Below are 22265 nucleotides of genomic sequence, written 5' to 3' on the forward strand. Positions count from 1 at the left end.
GTCAAGGAGGAATAGTATGAAAGAACAAATGGCTATTAATGGTGGAGAACCGGTTCGTAGTAAACCGCTGCCGCCGATGTTGAGAGGTGCAATGGTTTACGGGGAAGAAGAGACGGAGCATGTAGCTAAGGTCGTGACCGCAGGCTCGCCGTTCCGTTATTATGGGCCGAATCTGCAGGGAGCAGTTGAGGAGTTTGAACGGCTTATGGCTGAACGGTTGAATGTTTCCTATGTTCTTGGCGTTTCGTCTTGTACAGCGGCACTCATTGTTGCATTAAAGGCTCTTGGTATTGGCTATGGGGATAAAGTGATCGTTCCAGCGAACACTTTCACAGCAACAGCAGGAGCAGTCGTGTGTGCGAATGCTGTTCCGGTATTTGTGGATATGGACGACACGCTAAATATGGACGTGGACGACTTGGAAAGAGTCATGGATGACGAAGTAAAGGCAATCATTGCGGTTCATATCAATGGCAGCGCTTGCGACATGGATCGGGTAATGGCATTTGCTCGTAAGTACGATCTACCGGTTATTGAAGACGTCGCACAATCACTTGGCTGTACTTATAAGGGACGGTACTGCGGCACAATCGGGGATATCGGCGTATATAGCTTTCAAATGCAAAAAATTCTCACTGCTGGTGAAGGCGGAGCAGTGGTCACGAATTCGCCGGAACTGTTCGAAAGGGCAGCCCGATATCATGATCAAGGTAATTTCCGAGATAAAGGAAAGCATCAAATTACGCCTAAGTTTTCGTTCATCGGTCAAAACTACCGGATGAATGAAATGACCGGGGCCGTCATGATCGAGCAATGGAAAAAGCTTGATACGGTCATCTCTGCTATGCGTAAGCATCACCAAACTATTCGCGAAGCTTTGAATACGCAATTGCCAGGCATTAGAATTCGTCCGTCGATTGATCTGCAAGGCGATGTCGACTGCGTTTTTGCGCTGCAGCATGCTACGAAAGCGGCTGCGGATTCTTTTGTGAAAGCAATGAACGCAGAGAACATTTTCTGCTTCAAAATGTACGGAGGAGAGCCTATTTACATGCAATCATTTTTTCTTCATCAGCGAACAACGGATAAAGATAACTTTCCATTCAACTATCCGTTCCAAAAACCAGTTATCTACAGCAAAGGAATGTGCCCGCATGCGGAAGATTTGCTTCAGCGGACTACGCTCCTACCCGTGAGCCCGGTTATGACGGATGAGGACACGCAGGATATTATCAAAGCTGTGGTTAAAGTGTATAAAGGTCTGAATTTGGAGGAAATCTCATGGCCGAACTCAAGCTTGGCTTAATTGGCTTAGACACTTCTCATTGTAAAGTGTTCTCCAAAATTTTGAACGATTCGAATGATCCTAATCACATTTCGGGGGGCCGCATCATTGCGGCTTTTCCCGGTGGATCACCAGACTTTAAAGCGAGCGCAACACGCGTGGAGGGATACACAATCGAGCTTCGAGATGGGTTGGGGGTTCATATTGCGGAATCTCCGGAAGAAGTGGCCTCGAGCTGTGACGCGATACTTATTACCTCAGTTGATGGTCGAGTGCATCCTGAGCAATTTGCCAAGATTGCTCCTTTTGGGAAGCCTGTTTTTATTGATAAGCCTTTTGCAGTCAGTCTAAAGGAAGCCCAAACCATTGCCCATACCGCAGAGCAGTTCGGTGTTCGATGGATGAGCGGCTCGGTACGCCGATATGCAGATGCTTTGAACGCGTCGCTGAACAGAGATGACAGCAGTAACATCACTGGAGCTGACTGCTATGGTCCGATCGAGTTCACACCTACGCAGCCTGGCTATTATTGGTATGGGATTCATCTTGTTGACGTGCTGTATCGGGTACTTGGAACCGGCTGCCGTTCTGTCACGGCCTTCTCAGGGAAGGGTCATGAAACAGTTACTGCTGTCTGGCATGATGGTCGTATCGGAACTTTGCGGGGGAATCTGCACAATGGCACACATGGAACTTGGATTCACCGGGACAAGGCCTCGGAGTACGTGGACACGGCCGCTGACGGGCTGCGTAAGTATGCTAACTTAATGCAGGATATTCTGCATATGTTTCGGACAGGAGAGCCCCGCATTAACCCACAGGAGACATTGGAAATTATTCGGTTCATAGAAGCGGTCAACGAAAGTCGAGTTAGTGGAAAGGCTGTAGCGCTATGAAACATCCCCTCAATATTTAGCAGGGAACCTTTACTCTTGAGATAGGAGAATCGTTCATGTCCAACGAAGAGAGCATTCGTATTCGAACGATCGCTTGGCACAAGGCTTCCGAGAACGAAATGTCCGCACGAATACGCCGCATTTTGCAAAAGTGGCTTCCCTTTGCCAACAAGCAGTTTGCAGATTGGGCTTGGCGTCCTTCGTGCGGGCATTTTTTTGGCGGTGCCTATTGGTATGGGCTTGAAACTGCCTATACGGCATCCGTCTTTGCTTTGCTTGCGAAGCATCCGAATTATGAGGAAATGATGACTGGAATCCCTCGAGCTGAGGTCAAGCGGAAAGCTATTGCAGCGATCCGCTATTTAGGTTTCACCCATGATACAGGCCCGGAGGATTGTGTACGTGCTGAGGGGAGAAACCGTTTTTGCAGCTTGACGAAATGGGGCGGGAGAGGGCAAAAGTTTTTTCCCGCCAGCCAAACCGGCGTGACCATTGCTTCCTTCGGTTTATCAGCATGGCTGTTATGGGACGATCTAGATAAAGAAACACGCTGTTTGGTCCGAAACGTGCTTATCGAATATGCTGACCGATGGTGCGAAGAGGACCCGAGAAATGGCGCATATCATGACACACAGACCGAGGAAAATGCTTGGACGGCAGGCGGAATTGCCGCAGCGCTTGCGCTGTTTCCTAACCATCCTCGGCAGGATAGTTGGAAGAAAGGCTTTGAAGCCTGGTCACTCAACGCCATTACGACGCCAATCGATCGAGCTAGGGAACCGAAGTCGATACAAACCGTTACATTTCACCCAGACTTTACAACGGAAAACCACGGGTTCGCTCACCCAGGATATCTATGTGCAGGCATTAATCTTCGAGGAATTCATGCCATATTTTCCTTAATTGGGGATGAGGTCATATCGGAAACAGTGCTGTATAACAACGAACATCTCTACAATAAAACGATTAAAGTGTGGGCGCAGTTTGACGGTTTGGCTGTCCCTATCCAGGGTCAGGATTGGTGGTATAACAGGCAGCACGAACGTCAATTTACTCATGCGTTTATGAATGTGATACATGGAGACAGTGATGCATCTTTGTTAGAACGAAGAGCTCTTACCGTTATCGAAGGTATTCAGAATAGTAATGAACAGGGATGTCTACTAGAGGAAAATGGAGAGCAGTGCATCATCTCCGGTTATCAAACGGCCAAAGATATGGAGCATACATCCGCCAAGGATTTGGTCGCTTCCTGCCTGCTTCATTTGTTTGGAGGGGCTGGTGCAGCACCCAGTGATGGTGATGAAATGAATGCTAGGCTGAGAGGCGTTTATGTGTATCCGTATGGCTGCTCGGTGATACACAGGACGCGTAACAGCTTTTCCAGCTTCAGTTGGCGTAACCGTGTGATGGGACTTACGATCCCTGCAAAAGGATGTTGGAGCATTACGCCAATACCCGCTAGTTACACGGGTACGGTTGAGTTTAAGGTGAATTCACAGCGGACCATTCACTCAAACGAACGTTATGTTCTGCAAACCGAAAGGGAAAACATTCGTGACTATGAGGATGGTTTCGGTGCCATGGCTTCGCTAATGCGGGGGGTCGAAGAACTTCGCCAGGATGTGGCTTTCGTATCTTTGCCGGATGGGAAAACTGTCTATGTAGAATGTATTCAGGTGTTGAAATCTTGTAGTATTGCTGAAATGAATACGGGGATGATCGGAATCCGTAATGAGCAATTCAGCGCAATGCCTGACTTGGCCCAAGGACATAAGACGATATATTTCCCAAATCAAACTGTTTCTTACGAAGGATTTTATGGACGTGAACCGAATCGAACTACAGATTTTGCCCCTGTAGAATGGGTACAGGTGGATGATGATATCGGATTTGTTCTGTTTGGTTCACAAGGAATACGTTATATCAATCAGCATGAATACAAGAAGTGGAAGGGAGTCGAGGATTTTCTTATTTTAAACCGGCGCAATGTAGGAACGTTCAACGGTCCGAGTAAATTGGTGCCTTTCATAGTGGTAACCTTGCCAAATCGAACCAAGGAAGAAACGAAATCCAGCGCGAATCTCACGCACCTTTTTACTTGTGATAAAGAGGGTATAGTGTTGCTCAGTTGTGAGAGGCAGCTCATCTTTGCGAATTTCAATGCGACTGCTTTGATTGTCCGTGCCGAAAGTGAAAGTAAGTTGAATCTAAACAAAATGCCCTTATACGAAGGGATTAATCGGATTGAAGGGCATTCATACTTTTGGAGCGGTAGTTTGGACGCGTTTACGAGCGGATTTCTACTTTGTGAATGGACGCTGGAAAATTTGGGAGATGAGCAAGAGGGTACATCCATGATAGAGATTTCATTGCTGCCTAATCGCCTTTATGTGACGAATCGGGGTGAGGAAAGCGTATCGATTGTACTCCAACATACGGATGACGGACATCGGCACATGATGGCGCTTGCGCCAAACATAACGGAAATTTTGAACTTTTAAATAAACCGTACAAGAGGGAAGTGATTGGATAAACAACAAAAGAAGCCCTCGAATACCTCCTGATGGAAGTATCGAGGGCTTTTCGTTAGTTATAACGGTTTAACGGTAGTCAGCACGTATAGAGAGACTGCCCGTAAGTCCAGTCAGATCAATCGTCTCTGTACTAGCATTGAATTTGTTGTAAGGTTGACCGTTCACTTTGACGCCGATGAGCTGCTTGTCTGCAGGAACACGTAGTCGCAGTTGGAGGTTACCGATAGGTCTCGTGCTAGGTATATCAAGGTCAGCCATAACTTGATTATGCTTGATGTTGGACGTAATGGTATAGCTAATAGGTCCGAATAGGGATGGGGCATTGTTAATTTGAATTTTCTTCCCATTTTCAAGCCAGCCCCTCGGCGTGGAAAAGGCTAGCTGCAAGCTTTGCGGTTCTCCTTTGTTGTTGGTCACATCATTGAGCAGCATAAGCCGTAAGAGCCGCAAGAAGAATCCGTTGTTAGCGGTGTTCGGCGAGAGGTACATCCCACGGTAATACTCGCCTGGCTTCCAGCCGGTATCAAAGCTAGGCGGTGGGCAGGGGTCTTTTGCACAAATGCCGAACTGCTTTGGCCATTTGGAGGCAAGTGGGCCAACGTTAGCTGCTTCACCGGTAATAAAGGTGTTTCTTGTCATGCCATGGGCCAGTTGATTGTAAAGGCTCAGAACCATCTGATCGGGTTGGTCGTTATCTGCCAAAAACTTGATGTGCTCAGCCTCGTAAACGGTGTTGATCGCGCCGTCCCGAACCTTTAGCAGCCCCAATAGACGAGAACCATGGTTATAGAGATATCGGAGCGTTGCTTTCGCCTCAGGAGTACCAGGAGCGTATGCTTGAGCTGCAAATCCATAATGAGCAACCAGATTCCAATAACTGCCCAGTACAGTTACTGGCAGATGGTCATACGGATCTTCATTATCCAGCAGCATCGCCTTCGTGAATAGGCTGCCATCCGCCATTAAAGTGCTAGATTGTTTTATGGCTTTATCAAACCAGACCCGCAGATCGTCTGCAATTGGGCCATATTGGTTGGCCAGATCTGTTTGACCCAGTTCTCTCCATACGGAAACCACATTTTGCAAACCGAAGAGCGCCGTCCCGATTTGGTGCAGTCCATACACTTTGTTCGGAACATCACTGGAGTATTGCTGACGTTCCAGCAAATGATTAGGATCGTTAGCATGTTGGGTTGCCAGATCGACGGCATAAGCTTTGTACGCCTCTAGATTTTCGATAATCAGAGAAGGGTCTCCCGTTAATCGGTAATAGTCAGAAGCATAAGAAAGTTTCTCGCCAATTTCCCAGTTGCGCCGGGTGATGCCTTTGGATTTGGGCAATAAGTCTTGCAGAGCTTGTTTATAAACGTTGGTGAATCCATAGCGTCCAAGTGTCCCCATTGTGGTACTGCTTTCCGGCTGATAAAAGGCCTCGTAAGCATTTCCCAAGCTATAGCGCCAATTCATAAGCAGGTCCTGAATCAAAAGGTTACGCTGGGCATCCATAATAGTACTTTCAGGGACTTGGAACAGATTTCCTTCCGACAACCTATTCTCCCAGTATGTCGTAGAATCGACCCGGGCCTGATCCTGTCCGCTTTTATTCGCTTGGACCGTGGGTGCATTGGCGATCGGGGTGACCGGCCGCACGATGTAGACGGAATCACCAATTCCATTATTTAGTTTATCAAAGTTGTAGACCAGATCAGAATTGCTGAACGTGGCACCGGGGCTAAAATACAAATAGGTGCGACCCTGATCGTCGATTAGCTGATTCCCCTCTTGGTGAAGATTACAGTTGCTACATACTTGGAATCTGATATTAATCGGCTTGTGTTCCGTTTTTCCAAGGCCGCGTTGGGCTGTAATTTTTATATAGCTGGCTACAAGGTTGGTATCTGGAAGGTTGGTCGCGAGTGACTCCTGTTGATACTCAATTCCGTCATGATCGCGATATTGCAGCTCAAGGATCGGAAGATATCCTTTGTACAATTCAGGAGTCCCTAAGTTGGTTAAACAAGAGCCGAATTGTTCTTGACCACCCGCACCGACAAAAATTTTAGTGCTAAGACTAAGGTTATCGGCTTTATTCGAGATAATCTGACTGCCATCGGCTGAAGTCAAGGCCAAATCTCCGCGGTCAGTAAGCTGTTGCGGCTGCCCGAACGGGATGTAATAGACGCCCGTATCCGTCAAAAAACCTCCCTGCGCAGCAGGGGCAATTGCGTACATAATAGGTGTAAAGAAGTCCTTCACGTTCTCAAAAGTGGGACCCTCAGGCTTGTCAAGAATCTGTTGACCGTAAACATCCTGTGTTGTAGTCAATGCATCAACTACTCGGTTCTTGTACTCGGCGCTGAGAGTCGGTTGCTCTGTATCGGGCGGGCATCCGATTGTTCCGGGGTTAAGTCCTATCTTGATTGCCGATTCTGAACCTTCTGCATAAGCCGGAAGAAGAGCAGTCGTTAGGAATAGGCACAGAATCATGAAGCTCATGAACATTGGTTTGATTAATTTTGGCATTAGCTATAACTCACTCCTTTACATATTTAGGGTTGCAGTTTATAGACATAACCGACCAAATTCACATGAAAATCACATCCCTTCATCAAAACACGATGAATTTAGGAACTGACGTCTGTTGCAAGAACGAGTAGAAACATGAATCGCCGGAACTTTTTGCTTATTCTGTTATGGGAGGTCTGTCGAAGTAGACGGTCTTGACTTGGGTGTAGAACTCACGAGCCGACTTCCCTTGCTCACGTGAATTGGAGCTTGATTCCTTCATGCCACCAAATGGGACATGAGGTTCTGCACCGGCTGTTTCGGAGTTCACATGCACAATACCGCATTCAATCTCATCGACGTAACGCATGGCTTTACCGAGATCACGAGTGAAAACAGCTGTACTTAGGCCAAACCGACTTGTATTTACGAGAGAGATGGCATCACTTAGATTAGCAGCAGGCACGACCGAGACTACAGGTCCAAAGATCTCTTCAGTAGCTAAACGACTGTTAGGATCAACATCAGTGAATACCGTAGGTTTTACAAAAAAACCTTCTGATCTGATAGCTTCTCCTCCTGTGACTAGTCTAGCTCCTTCTTGTTTTCCAATTTGGATGTAGTCCAATACGGTTCGCTGCTGATCAAGGGAAGCAAGCGGACCCATGTAGGTTTGTGAATCTAAAGGGTTACCCACGGCAAGCTTTCGGCAACGCTCGGCCAGTGCTTCAGTAAATGCGTTCAGCAATGGAGCTTCGACAATGACTCGACTGGTAGCTGTACATTTTTGTCCGGTCGAACGCATGGCTCCACGGATCGTCATTTCAACGGCTAACTCCAGGTCGGCATCTGCTAAAACGACGGCGGCATTCTTTCCACCCATTTCGAGCTGATACTTCTTACCAAGCTCGGCACATGCAATAGCGATGCTGCGACCAACACCATTGGAGCCAGTGAAGGAAATTCCGCGTACTTGATTGTCAGTGGAAAGAGCGGGTCCGAGAACGGATCCACGGCCAAACACGACATTGAGTACGCCTTTTGGAAGCCCCGCATCAACCAAAGCACTCGTCAGATGATAGGCTGTCAAAGGAGTTAAATCTGCCGGTTTCCAGACTACACTGTTACCGTAAATGAGGGCGGGCGCGATTTTCCATGCAGGAATTGCGATAGGGAAGTTCCATGGTGTTATGACACCGACTACGCCAATAGGATCACGGCGTGTGTAGAGGAGTGTACTCGGATCGGATGCACCGTATACTTCCCCGGTTTCCTGACGGGCTTCTCCCGCATAGTAACGGAGAATCGCTGCAGCCCGCATCGTTTCTCCAATGGCTTCGGGTAATGTTTTTCCTTCTTCCAAAACCAAATCTTTGCCAATGATTTCAGCACGGGCTGTGAGCAACTCGGCTGCGCGAAATAGAATCTCACCGCGAGCGACGATACTCATGCTGCGCCATTTGGGGAAAGCAGCTGCCGCAGCAGTTGTGGCATTCTGAAGATCTTGGACATCGCTGTCTGGAAACTCAGCCAAAATCTCTGATGATTTCGTAGGGTTTACATTCGGACGCTGGCGTCCGGATTGGGCTCCGACCCAGTGGCCAGCAATTAGATTATGATAATTTTTCAACGATTCCAACTCCTATTCGTAGTGGATAATCATTTTAATTATTAATTTAGTTCAGCTTAAATTGATGGAACCTAACAAATTCAGCAGCAAGGGTTCGGGATATGATTTCGAGAAGTTTTTGCCCGCTTTCCGCGCTTGCGGAGCCCGCATCGTCGCTGTAGCCGTCAATCTCTGCCCAGCTACCGTGGCGTTGAATAAGTGGGCCTGTAGATGGATCTCTAGGTGTTGAAGGGATTGGGCGGAGGTTCGGTAATGGCAGCAACTCGGTTCTTACCAAATCGGGACGTAATGCAAGAAGTAAAGAAGTTTCAAAACCACCGGCATGGCCAGGGACGATTCCTAAACGCCCAGCTTGCCCTTCCTGTACAATTTGGTCCCAAGCGATTGTCCAATAGGAGACGGCTCCAGCTATAACAGGGTGTCGTAGTGCTAGTTCACGGGCCGCAAGTCGTACGCATTCTTCATTTCCGCCATGGGAATTGATCAAGTAAATCCGGCGAAAGCCGCTGCTCACCAAGGAATCAGTCAGGTCGCGCAACACGCCAATTAACGTATCATTGGAAAGTGACATCGCTCCTGGATAGATGAGATGATGGTGAGAGGAACCATAAGTCACGACGGGGCACACCAAGATTGGAATCTCTTCATTAGCAAGTGCTGCGGCTTGAAGGGTAATGCTTTCTGCTAAAAGGGAGTCAGTCCAAACGGGCAAATGCGGTCCATGTTGTTCTATCGCAGCCACAGGTAAGATGACAGTTGCGTCAGGAGCCCATCTCCCGATTTCATCTCGGTTCAATTCTTGAAAAAGCAGGCTTCCTGGTCGTTCTGAAAACGTATACAATTGGAAAAATCCTCCTTTACACCCGAACTCACTCCTATTATACTTGGATTATCATCATTTTTGAAGTGGGTTTCAATATACTGAACTAAATTAATTTGTCAGATCTATTTACAATAAATTCGGGGGTGCTGTTATGAAAGAAACGCGGGAGTTTTTGGCGAAATTAGGTTATCCAACGGGGGATGCTCATCATCATCCGACTTCATCCAAACGTTTTGCAGATGGAGCGCAAGTTCGATTTGAAATTCCGAGTGTAGAAGGACCTAACGCTCTCGCGGCTACTTTGGAAACAGCCAAGGAATATGGTGTAACCATTCACCGCGTTTCGCAAGGCAGCGGAATCATGATGCACACCGATTCTGAAATTCGCGAGATGCTCGAACTTGCAGCAGCTGATGGTGTGGAGGTCAGTCTGTTTGTCGGACCTCGTACTACATGGGACATTACGGCAGCTAGTCATACCCCTGCAGGTAAGGGTCAAGCATTGCGACATGAAGGGATGGATCAGTTGATCTATGCCGTCGAAGATATAAAGCGGGGCTGTCGTTTGGGACTGAGGGGCGTACTTATTGCAGATGAAGGCCTTCTTGCCATTGTTGGTCAAATGAAGAAGGCGGGACAACTGCCAGCTGAATTGGTCGTAAAAGGCTCTGTTTCACTAGGAGCAGCAAACCCTGTTTCTATTAAGCAAATGGAGACGCTCGGCGCAGACACCTATAATGTACCAACGTCACTTACATTAGCCCGTTTAGGAGCAATCCGTGAAGCTGTCGATATGCCAATTGATATTTATGTGGAGGCACCGGACGATTTTGGCGGTGCTGTTCGCTTTTACGAAATTCCGGAAATTGTCCGGGTTGTTTCACCGGTTTATGTAAAATTCGGACTACGAAATGCGGCTAATGTGTACCCAAGCGGTATGCACATTGAACAAATGGCAATAGCCCAATGTAAGGAGAAGGTTCGACGGGCTGCATTAGGGTTGGAAATTTTACAGCGCTATTACCCTGATGCCATCATATCTAAGCCGGGAGCAGCTGGCTTAGCTGTGCCGAAACTCAGATAATGATAGCTTCGTCTCATATGTAAACAATAGGGGAGGGGAATTCAATTGTCCGGAAACCTTGTAAAACTAGCCGTAATCGGATGCGGAGATATTGTGATGGGGCAGCATCTTCCGACTCTCCTTGAGAACCCGTCTGTTCAGGTAATTGCGGTATGTGATAAAGACCCTGTTCGAGCGGAGACAGCTGGAGCTGCTTTCGGCAGCTCCTATCATACAACCGACCATAAACGAATTTTAGATGATACAGAAGTGCAGGCCGTTTTGGTATGTACGCCACCTTGGGCAACACCTAGTATCACAATAGAAGCTCTACATGCTGGTAAAGATGTTCTCTGTGAAAAGCCTATGGCCACTTCGCTCGATGCTGCTGAACAAATGGCTGAAGCAGAACGATTGAGCGGGCGACTCCTACAAGTCGGTTTCACTTATCGGCACGGCCCATTAATGGATGGTTTACGGGGATGGATAGAGAGCGACAGACTCGGGCATCCGCTGCAAATTCGATTAAGCACTTTTGATGAAGTGTGGGATCCTGAGGGGAATCAGGAGCACTACGAGCGAATATTAAACACCTTGCGTCACGGGCCGCCATGTATACATGACGGAGCTCACGCAGCTGATCACCTTGCTTTCTTGACTAGCTCATCTCCAGTTAGGATCACTGCTCGGGGTCTGACTAGCAGACCGGAGTTTCCTTCACCAAATTACAATTCAGCTCTGATTGAATTCGCTAATGGAGATCAAGCTAAATTGGAAATTGGCTGGTTTTTTCCTGGGTTTCCGTTAGGTGAATTTCAGATTCTTGGTCCTAAAGGAATGGCCTATTTAGATCGAGCCAAAGGAGAAGCCGTTTTGATTAGTGATCGGTTAACCGAGCGCATTCAACTGTCCGAGAACCGAGTAAGCTCCTGTTTTCGGGCTCAGCTACAGAAATTTCTGACATCCATAACGTTTCGCCAAACACCTGTACCTGGCAGCCGGGAAGGCATCTCAAGCCTGCGTCTAACGCTAGCCTTCGCTCAAGCTATGGAAACAGGGGAGTCGGTACGGTTAAGTGAGGAGAGTGAACAGTGATTATTGACGCGCATGTACTTGCTGGTGTAGGACAGTATCATCAGGTAGATCCAGAACAATTGATCGATCAGATGGATCGAAGCGGGATTGACATGGCCTTAATTAGCCCGATAGATCGAGAGATGGCGATATATAACCGAGAAGGCAATGATCGAGTGCTAGCACTTTCTCGTAAGTTTGCAGGGAGGTTTCTCGCATACGCCACGGCGAATCCATGGTATGAGGGTGGGGCAGTTGCTGAACTTGAGCGAGCGTTAGGAGAAGGTGCGGCAGCGGTCAAGCTACATCCACCTTTGCAAGGTTTTATGATTCTCGAGAAGCTTGTCTATCCACTGATCGAAGTGGCAGCACGTCACCGTGCGCCGGTGTATGTGCATACAGGAACTCCGGCATATGCGCTTCCATTACAGCTTACCGAATTGGCTCTAATTTATCCTGAAGTATCTTTTATTATGGGAAAAAATGGGAAGTCGGACTTCTGGATGGATGTCATACCAGCGCTTGAACGGGCAACAAACATTTACGGGGATACCGCCCATGACTTTCCGGAACGGGGGATGGCGCGCATGTATGGCGGAATTGGTTCACATCGAATGATATTTTCCAGTAATCACCCTATTGCTCGCATGGGGCTTGAAGTCGAAAAGGTACGAGACATGGATGTATCTGACTCCGATAAGTCAGCCATCTTAGGTGGAAATGTAGAGAGATTGCTAGCTGAACGATTCCGCAAATAAGCGAATTCCCGGACAGGAGGCAAATGCATGAAAATAGACTTTCACGTACACCAACCCGCTAGGCGGGAGGACGGTACCTATCCGTTTTCGGCTGCAGAGTATGTTGCGTATATGAACGAGCTGAGCATCGACATAAGTGTCATATTTACGATTGACGGCTTTTGGCAAAACGCCAAAGCGTGCAACGATTATTTAGCCGAGTGGTGCTCGCCATTTCCGAATCGTCTTGTTCCCTTCTGTACGGTAGACCCTAGGCGGCGAGGAGCAGCTGAGGAAGTATATCGCTGTGTAACTGAATTAGGGATGCGTGGTGTGAAACTGCACAATTGGCTGCAGGGGTTCAGTCCTTTAGAAGCCTTCATGGCACCAGTTTGCGAAATAGCCTCAGAGCTAGGTATTCCTATTCTTTTTCACGACGGTACGCCACCCTACGCTTCCTCACTTCAAATTGCTGAGCTGGCTGTTAGGCATCCAAAGCTAAAGGTGTTGCTTGGACACGCAGGGTTGCATGATCTATGGCTGGAAGCGATAGCAGCAGGAAAACGGCACCGTAACGTATATTTATGCATGTGTTCAACGCCTCCTTTTGCCATGGAACAGATTGTGGCTGAAGTTCCTTTGGAGCAGATCGTATTCGGCACTGATGGAGGTTTGTTTCATAAACCGAAACAACCGTATGTCGATTACAGGTTCCAAGAATTCAATTTGCTCGATTTACCTGAAGCAACGAAAACGCAGATCCTAGGTCCGAATGCCCTCCGTCTATTAGGGATAGATGGAAAGGAGGCCTCGCAAAGATTATGAAAATCACCAGCATCGAAACTATTCCTGTACAGGTTCCCATACATCCGGAGCGTGCGATCCGATCAGGTCGGGGAAGCCACTTGGTTTCGCCATTTTTATTGGTTAAAGTTCATACGGATGAAGGGATCACCGGACTGGGTGAAGTGTCCTGCACACCGGGTTGGAGTGGGGAGGATAACATTACTGCGGCTCATTTTATACGCAATTTTTTGGGTCCCTTGCTGATCGGGGAAAATCCGTTACATATTGAACGATTAACACAAAAAATGCAGAAACGCATTGCGCATAACGTCTTCACGAAGGCTGCTCTCGAAATGGCTTTATGGGATATTTTAGGTAAAACCGCTAATTTGCCGATCTATCAACTTTTAGGGGGACCCGTCCGAGACTTCGTGCCTACTAAATTTTCTATAACTGGTGTGGAACCCTCACTGGCGGCAGAAATCGCTGTATGGGCTGTAGAGCAAGGTTTTCGCACCATGAAAGTCAAAGTTGGAACAGGACCAGAGAATGATATTGCTCGAGTGAAAGCAGTTCGGAATGCGATTGGACCATCCATCCGGTTGGGTGTTGATGCAAATGGTGGTTGGACGCCCCGTGCCGCAGTTACTACGATTAGACATCTATCCGAAGAAGGCATATATTTTGCTGAACAACCGGTACCATCGCTGGATATGTCTTGGTTAGCCGATGTCCGAAATCAAGTGAACGTGCCGATCATCGCAGATGAGAGTCTGTACTCACTGCAAGATGCCATGGCCTTGGCACGAACTGGAGCTGCGGATGTGTTCTCCCTCTATATCGGAAAAGGCGGAGGCATCGGACCTGCGAGAAAAGCCGCCGCAGTTGCGGAAGCAGCCGGTCTCACCTGCACGGTAGGCAGCAATTTGGAGCTTGGCGTAGCAAGTAGCGCGATGATTCATCTTGCCATGGCTACTCCGGGGATCGGCGCGGAAGAGTATCCTTGTGATATTCTGGGACCTTTTTTCTATGCTGACATGCTCTTAGCGGATCCGTTACCAATCCAAGGAGGCGAGGCGCGACCTCATGAGCGTCCTGGGTTAGGCGTAGAGTTGGACGAAGAGAAGGTTGAGCATTACCGGGTCAAATAACGACAGAGGGACTAGGAGGAGAAACCGTGTACTTACCAAGGAGCAATGGAGCGCGTATCAGCTGTGATGTTATCTATCAGGGGCATCGAATGGCTGTTCTGGAGAATGAACTTTTATCCATCACGCTGTTATTAGATCAGGGGGGCAGTATTGTAGAATTTCGTTACAAACCTTTGGATGTCGATGTGATGTACCGGGCTCCGTGGGGAATGCGGACATGGGGAAATTGGGTTCCAACCACATCCAACCCTCGCGGCAACTGGATGGATCATTATCCAGGCGGCTGGCAAGTGATCTTTCCGGCTGGAAGTACAGCTTCCACGTATAAGGGGGCTGAGCAAGGTATGCATGGCGAGGCCAGCCTAATGGCTTGGGAGTATGAAGTGATTATGGATACGCCTGACGAGGTCGCATTGCTGATGCGTATAGAGACGCAGCGTTTGCCTTTCCGAATGGAAAGAGAGCTGCGGCTCAAGCGGGGAAGCGGTGCTCTGCAAATTCGGGAAACGGTCGAAAATGTTAGCCCCGTAGAAGTTCATTGCATGTGGGGGCAACATCCAGCACTTGGTGAGCCTTTCCTCGGTCCGGAAATGGTGCTGCATTTGCCGCCTTGCCGTATTACTCGTTCGGCAGGCGGAGAAGACTTGCCGGGACGAGTTGTGCCTGGGACGTCCGGTGAATGGCCTTATCTGCCAGGAAGGGACGGACAGCCAGTCGATTTAAGACGAATGCCGCCTCGCGAGCAGCTGGCTGCCGATATGCTTTTCGCTGCCGAACTGGAAGAAGGTTGGGTAGCAGCATGTAACCCACAGCTCGGGATGGGGTTTGGCATGAGCTGGCCTCTCGAAATTTGGCCGCATCTGTGGATTTGGCAAGAATTTGGCGGAACGACCGGCGCTCCATGGTTCGGTCGAGCTTACACCATGGGGATCGAGCCTTTCAGCAGCATTCCAGGACCGGAATTGCCTGGACTTAGTGGCGCGGTCGCCAATGGCACCGCTTCGGCTTTTGCCCCGTTCGAAAAGAAATCCATTACTTTTAACGCAGTAGCTTTTGCCTATGAAGGGAATTTGCAACGGATTACGCCTGATGGGAACGTACAATGGCAGGATGGAGGTAAGGGCCAATGATTGATTATCACACTCACTTGGGTGAGCCTAAGCATTACAGCCCAGCGTATTTGGCAGAGGGTTTCAAAATGAGAGGCAAGCCAGTACAACGCACGACGCCAGATGAACATTATGAAGCGATGAAAGCTGTGGACAAATGTATTGTGCTCGCTTTTCGGAGTCGGCATCTGGGCTTTAATGTCCCTAACGAGTATGTAGCGGAATATTGCCAAAGGGACCCGCAGAAGCTGATCGGATTTGCTTGCGTCGACCCCCATGATTACAATGCGTTGGATGAACTGAAGGAATGTTATTTCAATCTGGGTATGAAGGGTCTGAAGACTAGCCCCATCTATCAAGCCTACGATCCTATGGATGAACGTATGCTGCGCATTTATCGGTTCTGCGAGGATAATGGGCTTCCGATTCTTACGCATCAAGGCACAACTTTTCCGCAAAGGGCTCCCATGAAATGGGCTCACCCCGAACAATTGGAACAAGTAGCACTGGCCTACCCTGAGCTGAGGATCATTATCGCTCACCTAGGTCATCCGTGGGAAGCTGAAACGATCAGTGTGATTCGCAAGCATCCCAATGTGTACGCGGATGTATCGGCACTATACTATAGACCTTGGCAGCTTTATAATTCCTTAATGCTTTGCAAAGAGTATGGGGTATGGAAAAAGCTGATCTTCGGAACGGATTATCCAATTTGCAACTTTGAAGACTCGGTTAAAGGCCTTCGTAAAATGACGGAGTACGCCCAGCAGATGCCCTTTCCGGGATTTACGACAGATGATATGGAAGCGCTACTGAACAACGATATTCTGGCACAGCTAAATTTAACTTAAAAATGTAGTTTTGTAGGAGGCGGCAAGATGAAGAAACAAGCCATACTAACCGATGGAGCACCGTCACCCGTTGGGGCTTATTCGCAAGGATTAAGGGTGGGAGACTTTGTATACGTTTCCGGTCAAGTCGGGCGTCATCCGGTAACCGGAGAGCTTGCAGATGGCATAAAGGCGCAAACAGCGCGTACATTGGAGAATGTCCTCGCTATTCTTCAGGCAGGCGGAGCGACTTTTGAAGATGTGGTGAAGTCGACCGTTCACCTGAAAGATATGAATGATTTTGCTCTTTTTAATGAAGAGTATGATCGCTATTTTCCGGATCCCAAACCCGTAAGGACAACAGTAGGCAGTTATTTGCCCAAAGCATTGGTGGAAATTGACGTCGTTGCCTATGCACCGATTCAAAAATAGCTCCTAAAGCAGGAATGGGGAGGTGCGTTGATGGAACCACTCACGAAAGAATCACTAGTTGCGTCTTTTAGAAGCTTAGGAATTACGGATGGGACTCGTCTTGTCGTTCATAGTGCTTTACGCAATTTAGGGCCTGTTGAAGGCGGTGCGGAGACTGTCCTAGATGCGCTATTATCATGTATAGGCAGCGAAGGCTTGCTTGTTATGCCTACGTTTACTTATCAGAACGATGGATTTCATCCAGCCATTTCCCCGAGTAAAACAGGTATATTATCCGAAATGCTTCGCAAACGTCCTGAAGCCGTGCGGTCCCTACATCCTACACACTCCATCACTGCGGTAGGGGAAGGGGCTGTCGCTCTTTGCAATGAGCATTATTTGAAACCGGGCCTTGGCATAGAAAGTCCACTAGATCTTTTGGCCAAAATGGGCGGCGGTATTCTATTGCTTGGAGTAGGTCATACGAGTAATTCAACGGTCCATGTTGGTGAGGCATATGCTAAAATGCCGTATTTGGACATTCCTTTTCGTCCGAGTGATTCTAGGCATATCCCTATAATCGGATCTGTTCATATGGAGGTAGAGTTAATCGATCCGCCTGGCTGCAGCCGAGCCTTTGGAGTCATTGAGGCTTTACTGCGGAAGCGCGGAGTTATTCAAGATGGGCTAATTGGCAAAGCTCTAGTCCAGTGGCTACCAGGCGAAGAAGTTATTTCAGCGACAACAGAACTTTTACGTTTGGATGAGGCAGCCCTGCTCTGTAATGATCCTATTTGTTATCGCTGCAGCAAGAGCCGTGAGAGACTATGGCAATAGAACGTTGGTATAATCAGCATCAAAGATAGAGAAGGTGGGTTCGAATGAATAAACGAGTAACCAAATCCCAATTAATACCAAACGTCGATCGCGCGTTTAAAATTCTGGAGCTTTTAAGTGCATCCCCCGACGGTCTTCGGTTTATTGATATTTATGAACGACTATCTTTGGCCAAAAGCAGCGCTTTTGTTCTCTTAGATAACTTGGAGTTAAAAGGGTACGTCGAGAAAATGTCCGAGGGTAAATATCGGGCGACACTGAAGCTTTTTCATTTAGGCAGTCAAGTTTTGAAAAATATGGATATTCGCGCGATCGCGCTTCCTTTTATGACCACTTTACGTGACGATACAGGTTATCCGGTCCACTTAGCTATGTTGGACGGATTGGATGTTGTATATTTGGAAAAAGTCGAGGGCACGAGCTTCATCCGCTTCGACACTTATATCGGCAAGCGCTCTTCTTTGCACTTAACGGCAGTAGGCAAGGCAATCGCCGCCTTTTTACCCGAACCGCAAACGGATGAGATCCTTGCGGCTCGAGGTTTAAGTGGAGGAACGGGAAAAGCGGCCGCTACTTTGGCGGAATTCAAGGCCATGCTGCAAACTGTACGAGAGAACGGCTATGCGATTGAGGATGAGGAAGAAGTACTTGGCGTACGCTGTATGGGAGCACCGATTCGGAATCACGAAGGCAATGTAACGGCTTCCATCAGTATCATCGCTCTTACTCATGAGATGCCGGCATCCCGTTTCTCCGAGCTCAGCACAAAGATTATTCATACGGCAGGATTAATTACATCGGCACTTGGAGGCTCAAGATGATTAAATTAGGTTTTTCCGAGTGCACGGTTACACCCCCGGCAGGGATTTGGCTGGGGGGATTTTCCAATCGGACGGAACCGTCAATTGGGGTGCGAGACCACCTTCGTGCCCAAGTCATGTGGCTGCGAAGCACGGAGAGTGAGGAAGAGCATGTAGTTGTTGTAGTCGATCAAGTTGGTTTAACCCGAAGCTGGACGGATTCGCTGCAGGAGCGGATCCAATCTATATGGGGGCTTCGTTCTGATCAAGTGTTGGTTCACTGGACTCACACCCACTGTGCACCGCTATATCGGGAGCCGACTCCAGGCTTTGAGCACGCGGTATTTTCAGCGGATTATTTCAATGCTCTTCTAGATGCAATCATTGAAGTATGCCGGGCCGCTAGGGACGATTTGGAACCAGTCTCCTTATTCTTCGGCACAGGCAGCAGCGATTTAGCAGTCTCCAGACGTCTCATTGTGGACGGTCAAAATGTATTTGCAGCAAATCCATACGGTGTCATAGACCATGAAGTTCCCGTAGTGAAAGCTAGCCGTTCCGATGGGAGTTGCAAGCTTGTCCTGTTTAGCTATGCCTGTCATCCGACAATGACGAATGCGCTTCTCATTTCTGCAGAATTTCCGGGAGTGGCACGGAGTTTGATTGAGAAACGCCTTCCGGGGACCCGAGCGATGTTTCTTCAAGGCTGTGGGGCTGATGCTGTTGTTGGCGTCCTCAGCAGCGAGAAGGAACGCTATCTTCTCCAAGATCAATGGGAGGATGTAGAGGCTGCTGGACGGAGTTTAGCTTGGAAGGTGCTGCTCACGCTAGCTCACCGAATGGAGCCTATAATTGACGATACGCTGGCAGGCTGCACTGAAAGCTGTTATCCGACCTTTGAACACTTTCCCACGAGAATGGAACTTGAAGAACGTGCAAAAGGCGAACATGTGGGAGATTCCCGCTGGGCGAACTATCTACTGCAGCGTTTCTCAGGTGAACCAGTTTGGCCATTAAACATCGAAGCACGCGTTCACGGACTTCGACTCGGCGATATCTACATCCTTGGCCAACCAGGTGAGGTCGTTGCTGCATATGGCTTGCGGTTAAAGGAGCGTCACCCCCGACTCCGTATGATCACCTTAGGTTATTGCCACTCTCAGATCGGATATATTCCACGTCGATCTATGTACGATGAGGGGGGCTATGAAGTGGATGCTTGGCGGACATGGGGCTATCCTTCCCGTTGGGATCGTAGCATCGAGCTAATGTTTGAATCTACAGCGGAAGCCGTATTGTCAAAATTGAAAATGGGGGAGACGCCATGAATATCACGGCTGAACTTGCTGTTGACGCACATTGTTTCTTAGGGGAAGGGCCTGTCTGGGACCCGTCCGGGCAACAGGTACTATGGATTGATTACGATAAAGGAACATTGCACGATTATATACCTTCAAGCGGGGTTCATCGTATACGAAAGCTGCCGATGAAGGTCGCTTCATTTGCATTAAGGGAGGGCGGTGGTATCCTCATTGCAGGTGACCGCGGATTGGCTTTGTACAATCAGGAAGATGAAACCATGGAGATCATATGCGATCCGGAAAGCCACCTTCCTCAGACCCGATTCAACGACGGAAAATGTGATCTTAAAGGCCGTTTTTTTGCAGGTACTGCATCTAAAGGAAATGCGCGAGACGGGGCGCTTTATGTTTTCTATCCGGATGGGAGTTACAGCCAATTGGATTCAGGGATTGGTTGCTCCAATGGCATTACCTGGTCAAATGACGGAAAGACGATGTACTATATCGATTCACTTGCCTACCGAGTGGACGCATTTGATTTCGACACGGAAACGGGACTCGTAGCCGGTAAACGTACGGTGATCCCCTATCAGGGAACGGAGATATTGCCCGATGGGATGACCTCTGACGAGGAGGGGATGATCTGGGTAGCAGAATGGGGCGGGTGGAAAGTGAGCAGGTGGAATCCTGCTACGGGAGAACGATTGGCCGTCATAGAATTGCCGGTAAAATATGTGACATCTTGCGTTTTCGGCGGTAAGGATATGGACGAATTGTATATTACATCGGCCAGTTCGCCCTTATCGGAGGATGCCCACGCAGAACAACCATCAGCAGGCGGCTTGTTCCGTGCGAAGATCGGTATCAAGGGCCGTCCGACCTATCGCTTCAGAGGGTAGAATTCTTAGCTCATAATGAGGTAGCAAAGGAGCAACGGGAATGAACGAGAAACAGCAAAATATTTTGTTGATTTTGACCGACCAACAGCGCATAGATACAATGAAATGCTATGGGGGCACGGTATGTCAGACCCCTCATCTCGACCAATTGGCGGAAGAGAGCATTATATTTGATAATGCATATGCAAGCTGCCCTATCTGTACGCCGGCCAGAGCGTCTTTGCAAACTGGATATTATCCATTCAACGTCGGCATGCAGGCCAATACTTATGGTGCTCATTGTCTGATCCGCGAGCTTCCTGATGACCCGATGCTGCTCAGCCGTCAGCTTTTGAAGCAAGACTATAGTGCTGGATACACAGGTAAATGGCATCTAGGCCACGGAAAAGAGATTGTCGAAACCGAGGATTTCCGGAGATATGGCAAGAAATCGATCACGTTCCCCGAATTTCAGTATAATATCCGCAGCCTGCCCACCGATTTGGGGTACGAAGGCGATGATTTCCCTGGACATGGTGACGGCGGTTACGAGTATCCGGAATATCTTCGTTACTTGGAGGAAAACAATCTTCGCTTCGAAACAGTGAACACTTTATCCGGCAATTTTGACGTACACACCGCATCAGAAGTTGTATCTCCCATCGAAACGACAGTGGAGTATTATTTAACCGAGAGGGCTATCCATTACATTGACCGTTTCCGTAGACGCAGGCGTCCGTTCTTCTTCGCCTTGAATTTTTGGGGTCCTCATGAGCCCTATATGGCCCCTACGAAGCATCTCGAACTGTACCGGAATCAGCACCTGGAACCCTGGCCTAATTTTTATGATAACAACGAGAATAAGCCGTCGATTCATAAAGCTAGAATGGCTAATTCCAAGGAATGGTCAGCTTTTGAGCCTTATGTCAAACACTATTTCGGTTTTATGAGTTCGATTGATGAACAAATCGGGAGACTTCTTGATTATCTGAAGCAAAATGATTTGTATGATAATACGACGATCATCTTCTCAGCCGACCATGGCGAATCGCTTGGCATACACGGTGGTTTGAGCGATAAAGCTTTTTTCATGTATGAAGAGACTTGCCGCATTCCACTGGTCGTAAAGCAAGCCGGTCCTAAACAAGAGAAGCGAAGAGAAAATCGGTTCATCGGCTCCTGCGATTTGTATGCCACGATTCTGGAGCTGTCTGGGGTACCTTGTGAAACGGCAAACTCCCGTGACGGTCGTTCGTTCGTGCCGCTAATGGATGGAGAAACCGTCACCGATTGGCCGGATTGCGTCGTGACGGAATGTTCCGGTCTTGAAAATGTACTGTTCACGCAGCGAATGATTCGGCATAGCAATCTAAAGTACGTTTTCAACTGCGGGGACTTGGACGAACTATACGACCTTAATCTGGACCCACATGAAATGTCCAATCTGGTCGCTAATCCGACATACGTATCCTCGCTCACATTCATGAGAGGAAAGTTAGCGGAGTGGATGAACGAGCATCAGGACGGGTTGCTAAAGCTTTTCAAACGAATGAGGGACGTGTAAGGATGTACAACATAAAGAAGTCCTCGACTACCTCCTGGCGGAAGTAGC

The 22265-nt window shown here is 48.3% G+C and carries 19 protein-coding genes; 16 read left to right on the top strand and 3 right to left on the bottom strand.

Annotated elements, in window-relative coordinates; all coding sequences use genetic code 11:
• Nucleotides 1-16: 16 nt before the first annotated feature.
• The 3 genes from L6I86_RS25845 to L6I86_RS25855 are packed head-to-tail and all read left to right on the top strand — an operon-like array spanning nucleotide 17 to nucleotide 4685.
• The gene (locus tag L6I86_RS25845) at nucleotides 17-1306 is read left to right on the top strand and encodes a DegT/DnrJ/EryC1/StrS family aminotransferase (RefSeq protein WP_236291281.1); all 1290 of its coding nucleotides are present in this window, start codon (nucleotides 17-19) and stop codon (nucleotides 1304-1306) included.
• Nucleotides 1282-2181, top strand: a complete 900-nt coding sequence (locus tag L6I86_RS25850) for a Gfo/Idh/MocA family protein (RefSeq protein ID WP_236291282.1) — start codon at nucleotides 1282-1284, stop codon at nucleotides 2179-2181. The genes L6I86_RS25845 and L6I86_RS25850 overlap by 25 nt, the downstream gene beginning before the upstream one ends.
• Before the next feature lie 56 nt (nucleotides 2182-2237).
• Nucleotides 2238-4685 carry a hypothetical protein gene (locus tag L6I86_RS25855; RefSeq protein ID WP_236291283.1) on the top strand — a complete coding sequence of 816 codons (2448 nt, stop codon included), beginning with the start codon at nucleotides 2238-2240 and terminating at the stop codon, nucleotides 4683-4685.
• 99 nt (nucleotides 4686-4784) lie between these two features.
• Here the strand turns inward: L6I86_RS25855 and L6I86_RS25860 are convergent, their stop codons facing one another.
• The 3 genes from L6I86_RS25860 to L6I86_RS25870 all read right to left on the bottom strand — a co-directional run bounded on the left by L6I86_RS25860 (nucleotide 4785) and on the right by L6I86_RS25870 (nucleotide 9694).
• Nucleotides 4785-7241: a hypothetical protein gene (locus L6I86_RS25860; RefSeq protein WP_236291284.1), complete on the bottom strand. Its 2457-nt coding sequence runs from the start codon at nucleotides 7239-7241 to the stop codon at nucleotides 4785-4787.
• Between the two features lie 160 nt (nucleotides 7242-7401).
• Nucleotides 7402-8853 (bottom strand): aldehyde dehydrogenase family protein, encoded by a 1452-nt coding sequence (locus tag L6I86_RS25865; protein ID WP_236291285.1) that lies wholly within the window; start codon nucleotides 8851-8853, stop codon nucleotides 7402-7404.
• Between the two features lie 46 nt (nucleotides 8854-8899).
• Nucleotides 8900-9694 carry a creatininase family protein gene (locus L6I86_RS25870; RefSeq protein ID WP_236291286.1) on the bottom strand — a complete coding sequence of 265 codons (795 nt, stop codon included), beginning with the start codon at nucleotides 9692-9694 and terminating at the stop codon, nucleotides 8900-8902.
• A gap of 133 nt (nucleotides 9695-9827) precedes the next feature.
• Between L6I86_RS25870 and L6I86_RS25875 the strand changes: the two genes are divergently transcribed.
• Genes L6I86_RS25875 through L6I86_RS25935 form a run of 13 tightly spaced genes read left to right on the top strand, consistent with a single transcriptional unit; the run spans nucleotide 9828 to nucleotide 22217 of the window.
• Complete coding sequence (locus L6I86_RS25875) at nucleotides 9828-10760, top strand: U32 family peptidase (RefSeq protein WP_236291287.1); 933 nt, start codon at nucleotides 9828-9830, stop codon at nucleotides 10758-10760.
• A 45-nt stretch (nucleotides 10761-10805) separates the two neighbouring features.
• Nucleotides 10806-11834: a Gfo/Idh/MocA family protein gene (locus L6I86_RS25880; RefSeq protein ID WP_236291288.1), complete on the top strand. Its 1029-nt coding sequence runs from the start codon at nucleotides 10806-10808 to the stop codon at nucleotides 11832-11834.
• Nucleotides 11831-12571, top strand: a complete 741-nt coding sequence (locus tag L6I86_RS25885) for an amidohydrolase family protein (RefSeq protein WP_236291289.1) — start codon at nucleotides 11831-11833, stop codon at nucleotides 12569-12571. The genes L6I86_RS25880 and L6I86_RS25885 overlap by 4 nt, the downstream gene beginning before the upstream one ends.
• A gap of 27 nt (nucleotides 12572-12598) precedes the next feature.
• Entirely contained in the window at nucleotides 12599-13375 is a 777-nt protein-coding gene (locus tag L6I86_RS25890; protein WP_236291290.1) for an amidohydrolase family protein, read from the top strand.
• Nucleotides 13372-14487 (top strand): mandelate racemase/muconate lactonizing enzyme family protein, encoded by a 1116-nt coding sequence (locus tag L6I86_RS25895; protein WP_236291291.1) that lies wholly within the window; start codon nucleotides 13372-13374, stop codon nucleotides 14485-14487. The genes L6I86_RS25890 and L6I86_RS25895 overlap by 4 nt, the downstream gene beginning before the upstream one ends.
• A 26-nt stretch (nucleotides 14488-14513) precedes the next feature.
• Nucleotides 14514-15617, top strand: a complete 1104-nt coding sequence (locus tag L6I86_RS25900; protein WP_236291292.1) for an aldose epimerase family protein — start codon at nucleotides 14514-14516, stop codon at nucleotides 15615-15617.
• Entirely contained in the window at nucleotides 15614-16447 is an 834-nt protein-coding gene (locus tag L6I86_RS25905; protein ID WP_236291293.1) for an amidohydrolase family protein, read from the top strand. The genes L6I86_RS25900 and L6I86_RS25905 overlap by 4 nt, the downstream gene beginning before the upstream one ends.
• Before the next feature lie 27 nt (nucleotides 16448-16474).
• On the top strand, nucleotides 16475-16858 hold the full coding sequence (locus tag L6I86_RS25910; protein WP_236291294.1) for a RidA family protein: 384 nt from the start codon (nucleotides 16475-16477) through the stop codon (nucleotides 16856-16858).
• Nucleotides 16859-16888: 30 nt separating this feature from the next.
• Nucleotides 16889-17674 (top strand): AAC(3) family N-acetyltransferase, encoded by a 786-nt coding sequence (locus L6I86_RS25915; protein WP_236291295.1) that lies wholly within the window; start codon nucleotides 16889-16891, stop codon nucleotides 17672-17674.
• Nucleotides 17675-17718: 44 nt separating this feature from the next.
• On the top strand, nucleotides 17719-18495 hold the full coding sequence (locus L6I86_RS25920) for an IclR family transcriptional regulator (RefSeq protein WP_236291296.1): 777 nt from the start codon (nucleotides 17719-17721) through the stop codon (nucleotides 18493-18495).
• Complete coding sequence (locus L6I86_RS25925; protein ID WP_236291297.1) at nucleotides 18492-19802, top strand: neutral/alkaline non-lysosomal ceramidase N-terminal domain-containing protein; 1311 nt, start codon at nucleotides 18492-18494, stop codon at nucleotides 19800-19802. The genes L6I86_RS25920 and L6I86_RS25925 overlap by 4 nt, the downstream gene beginning before the upstream one ends.
• Entirely contained in the window at nucleotides 19799-20674 is an 876-nt protein-coding gene (locus tag L6I86_RS25930; RefSeq protein WP_236291298.1) for an SMP-30/gluconolactonase/LRE family protein, read from the top strand. The genes L6I86_RS25925 and L6I86_RS25930 overlap by 4 nt, the downstream gene beginning before the upstream one ends.
• A gap of 40 nt (nucleotides 20675-20714) precedes the next feature.
• The gene (locus L6I86_RS25935) at nucleotides 20715-22217 is read left to right on the top strand and encodes a sulfatase-like hydrolase/transferase (RefSeq protein ID WP_236291299.1); all 1503 of its coding nucleotides are present in this window, start codon (nucleotides 20715-20717) and stop codon (nucleotides 22215-22217) included.
• Nucleotides 22218-22265 lie beyond the last annotated feature (48 nt).

It is taken from the genome of Paenibacillus allorhizoplanae (assembly GCF_927798215.1).
Lineage (GTDB): Bacteria > Bacillota > Bacilli > Paenibacillales > NBRC-103111 > Paenibacillus_E > Paenibacillus_E allorhizoplanae.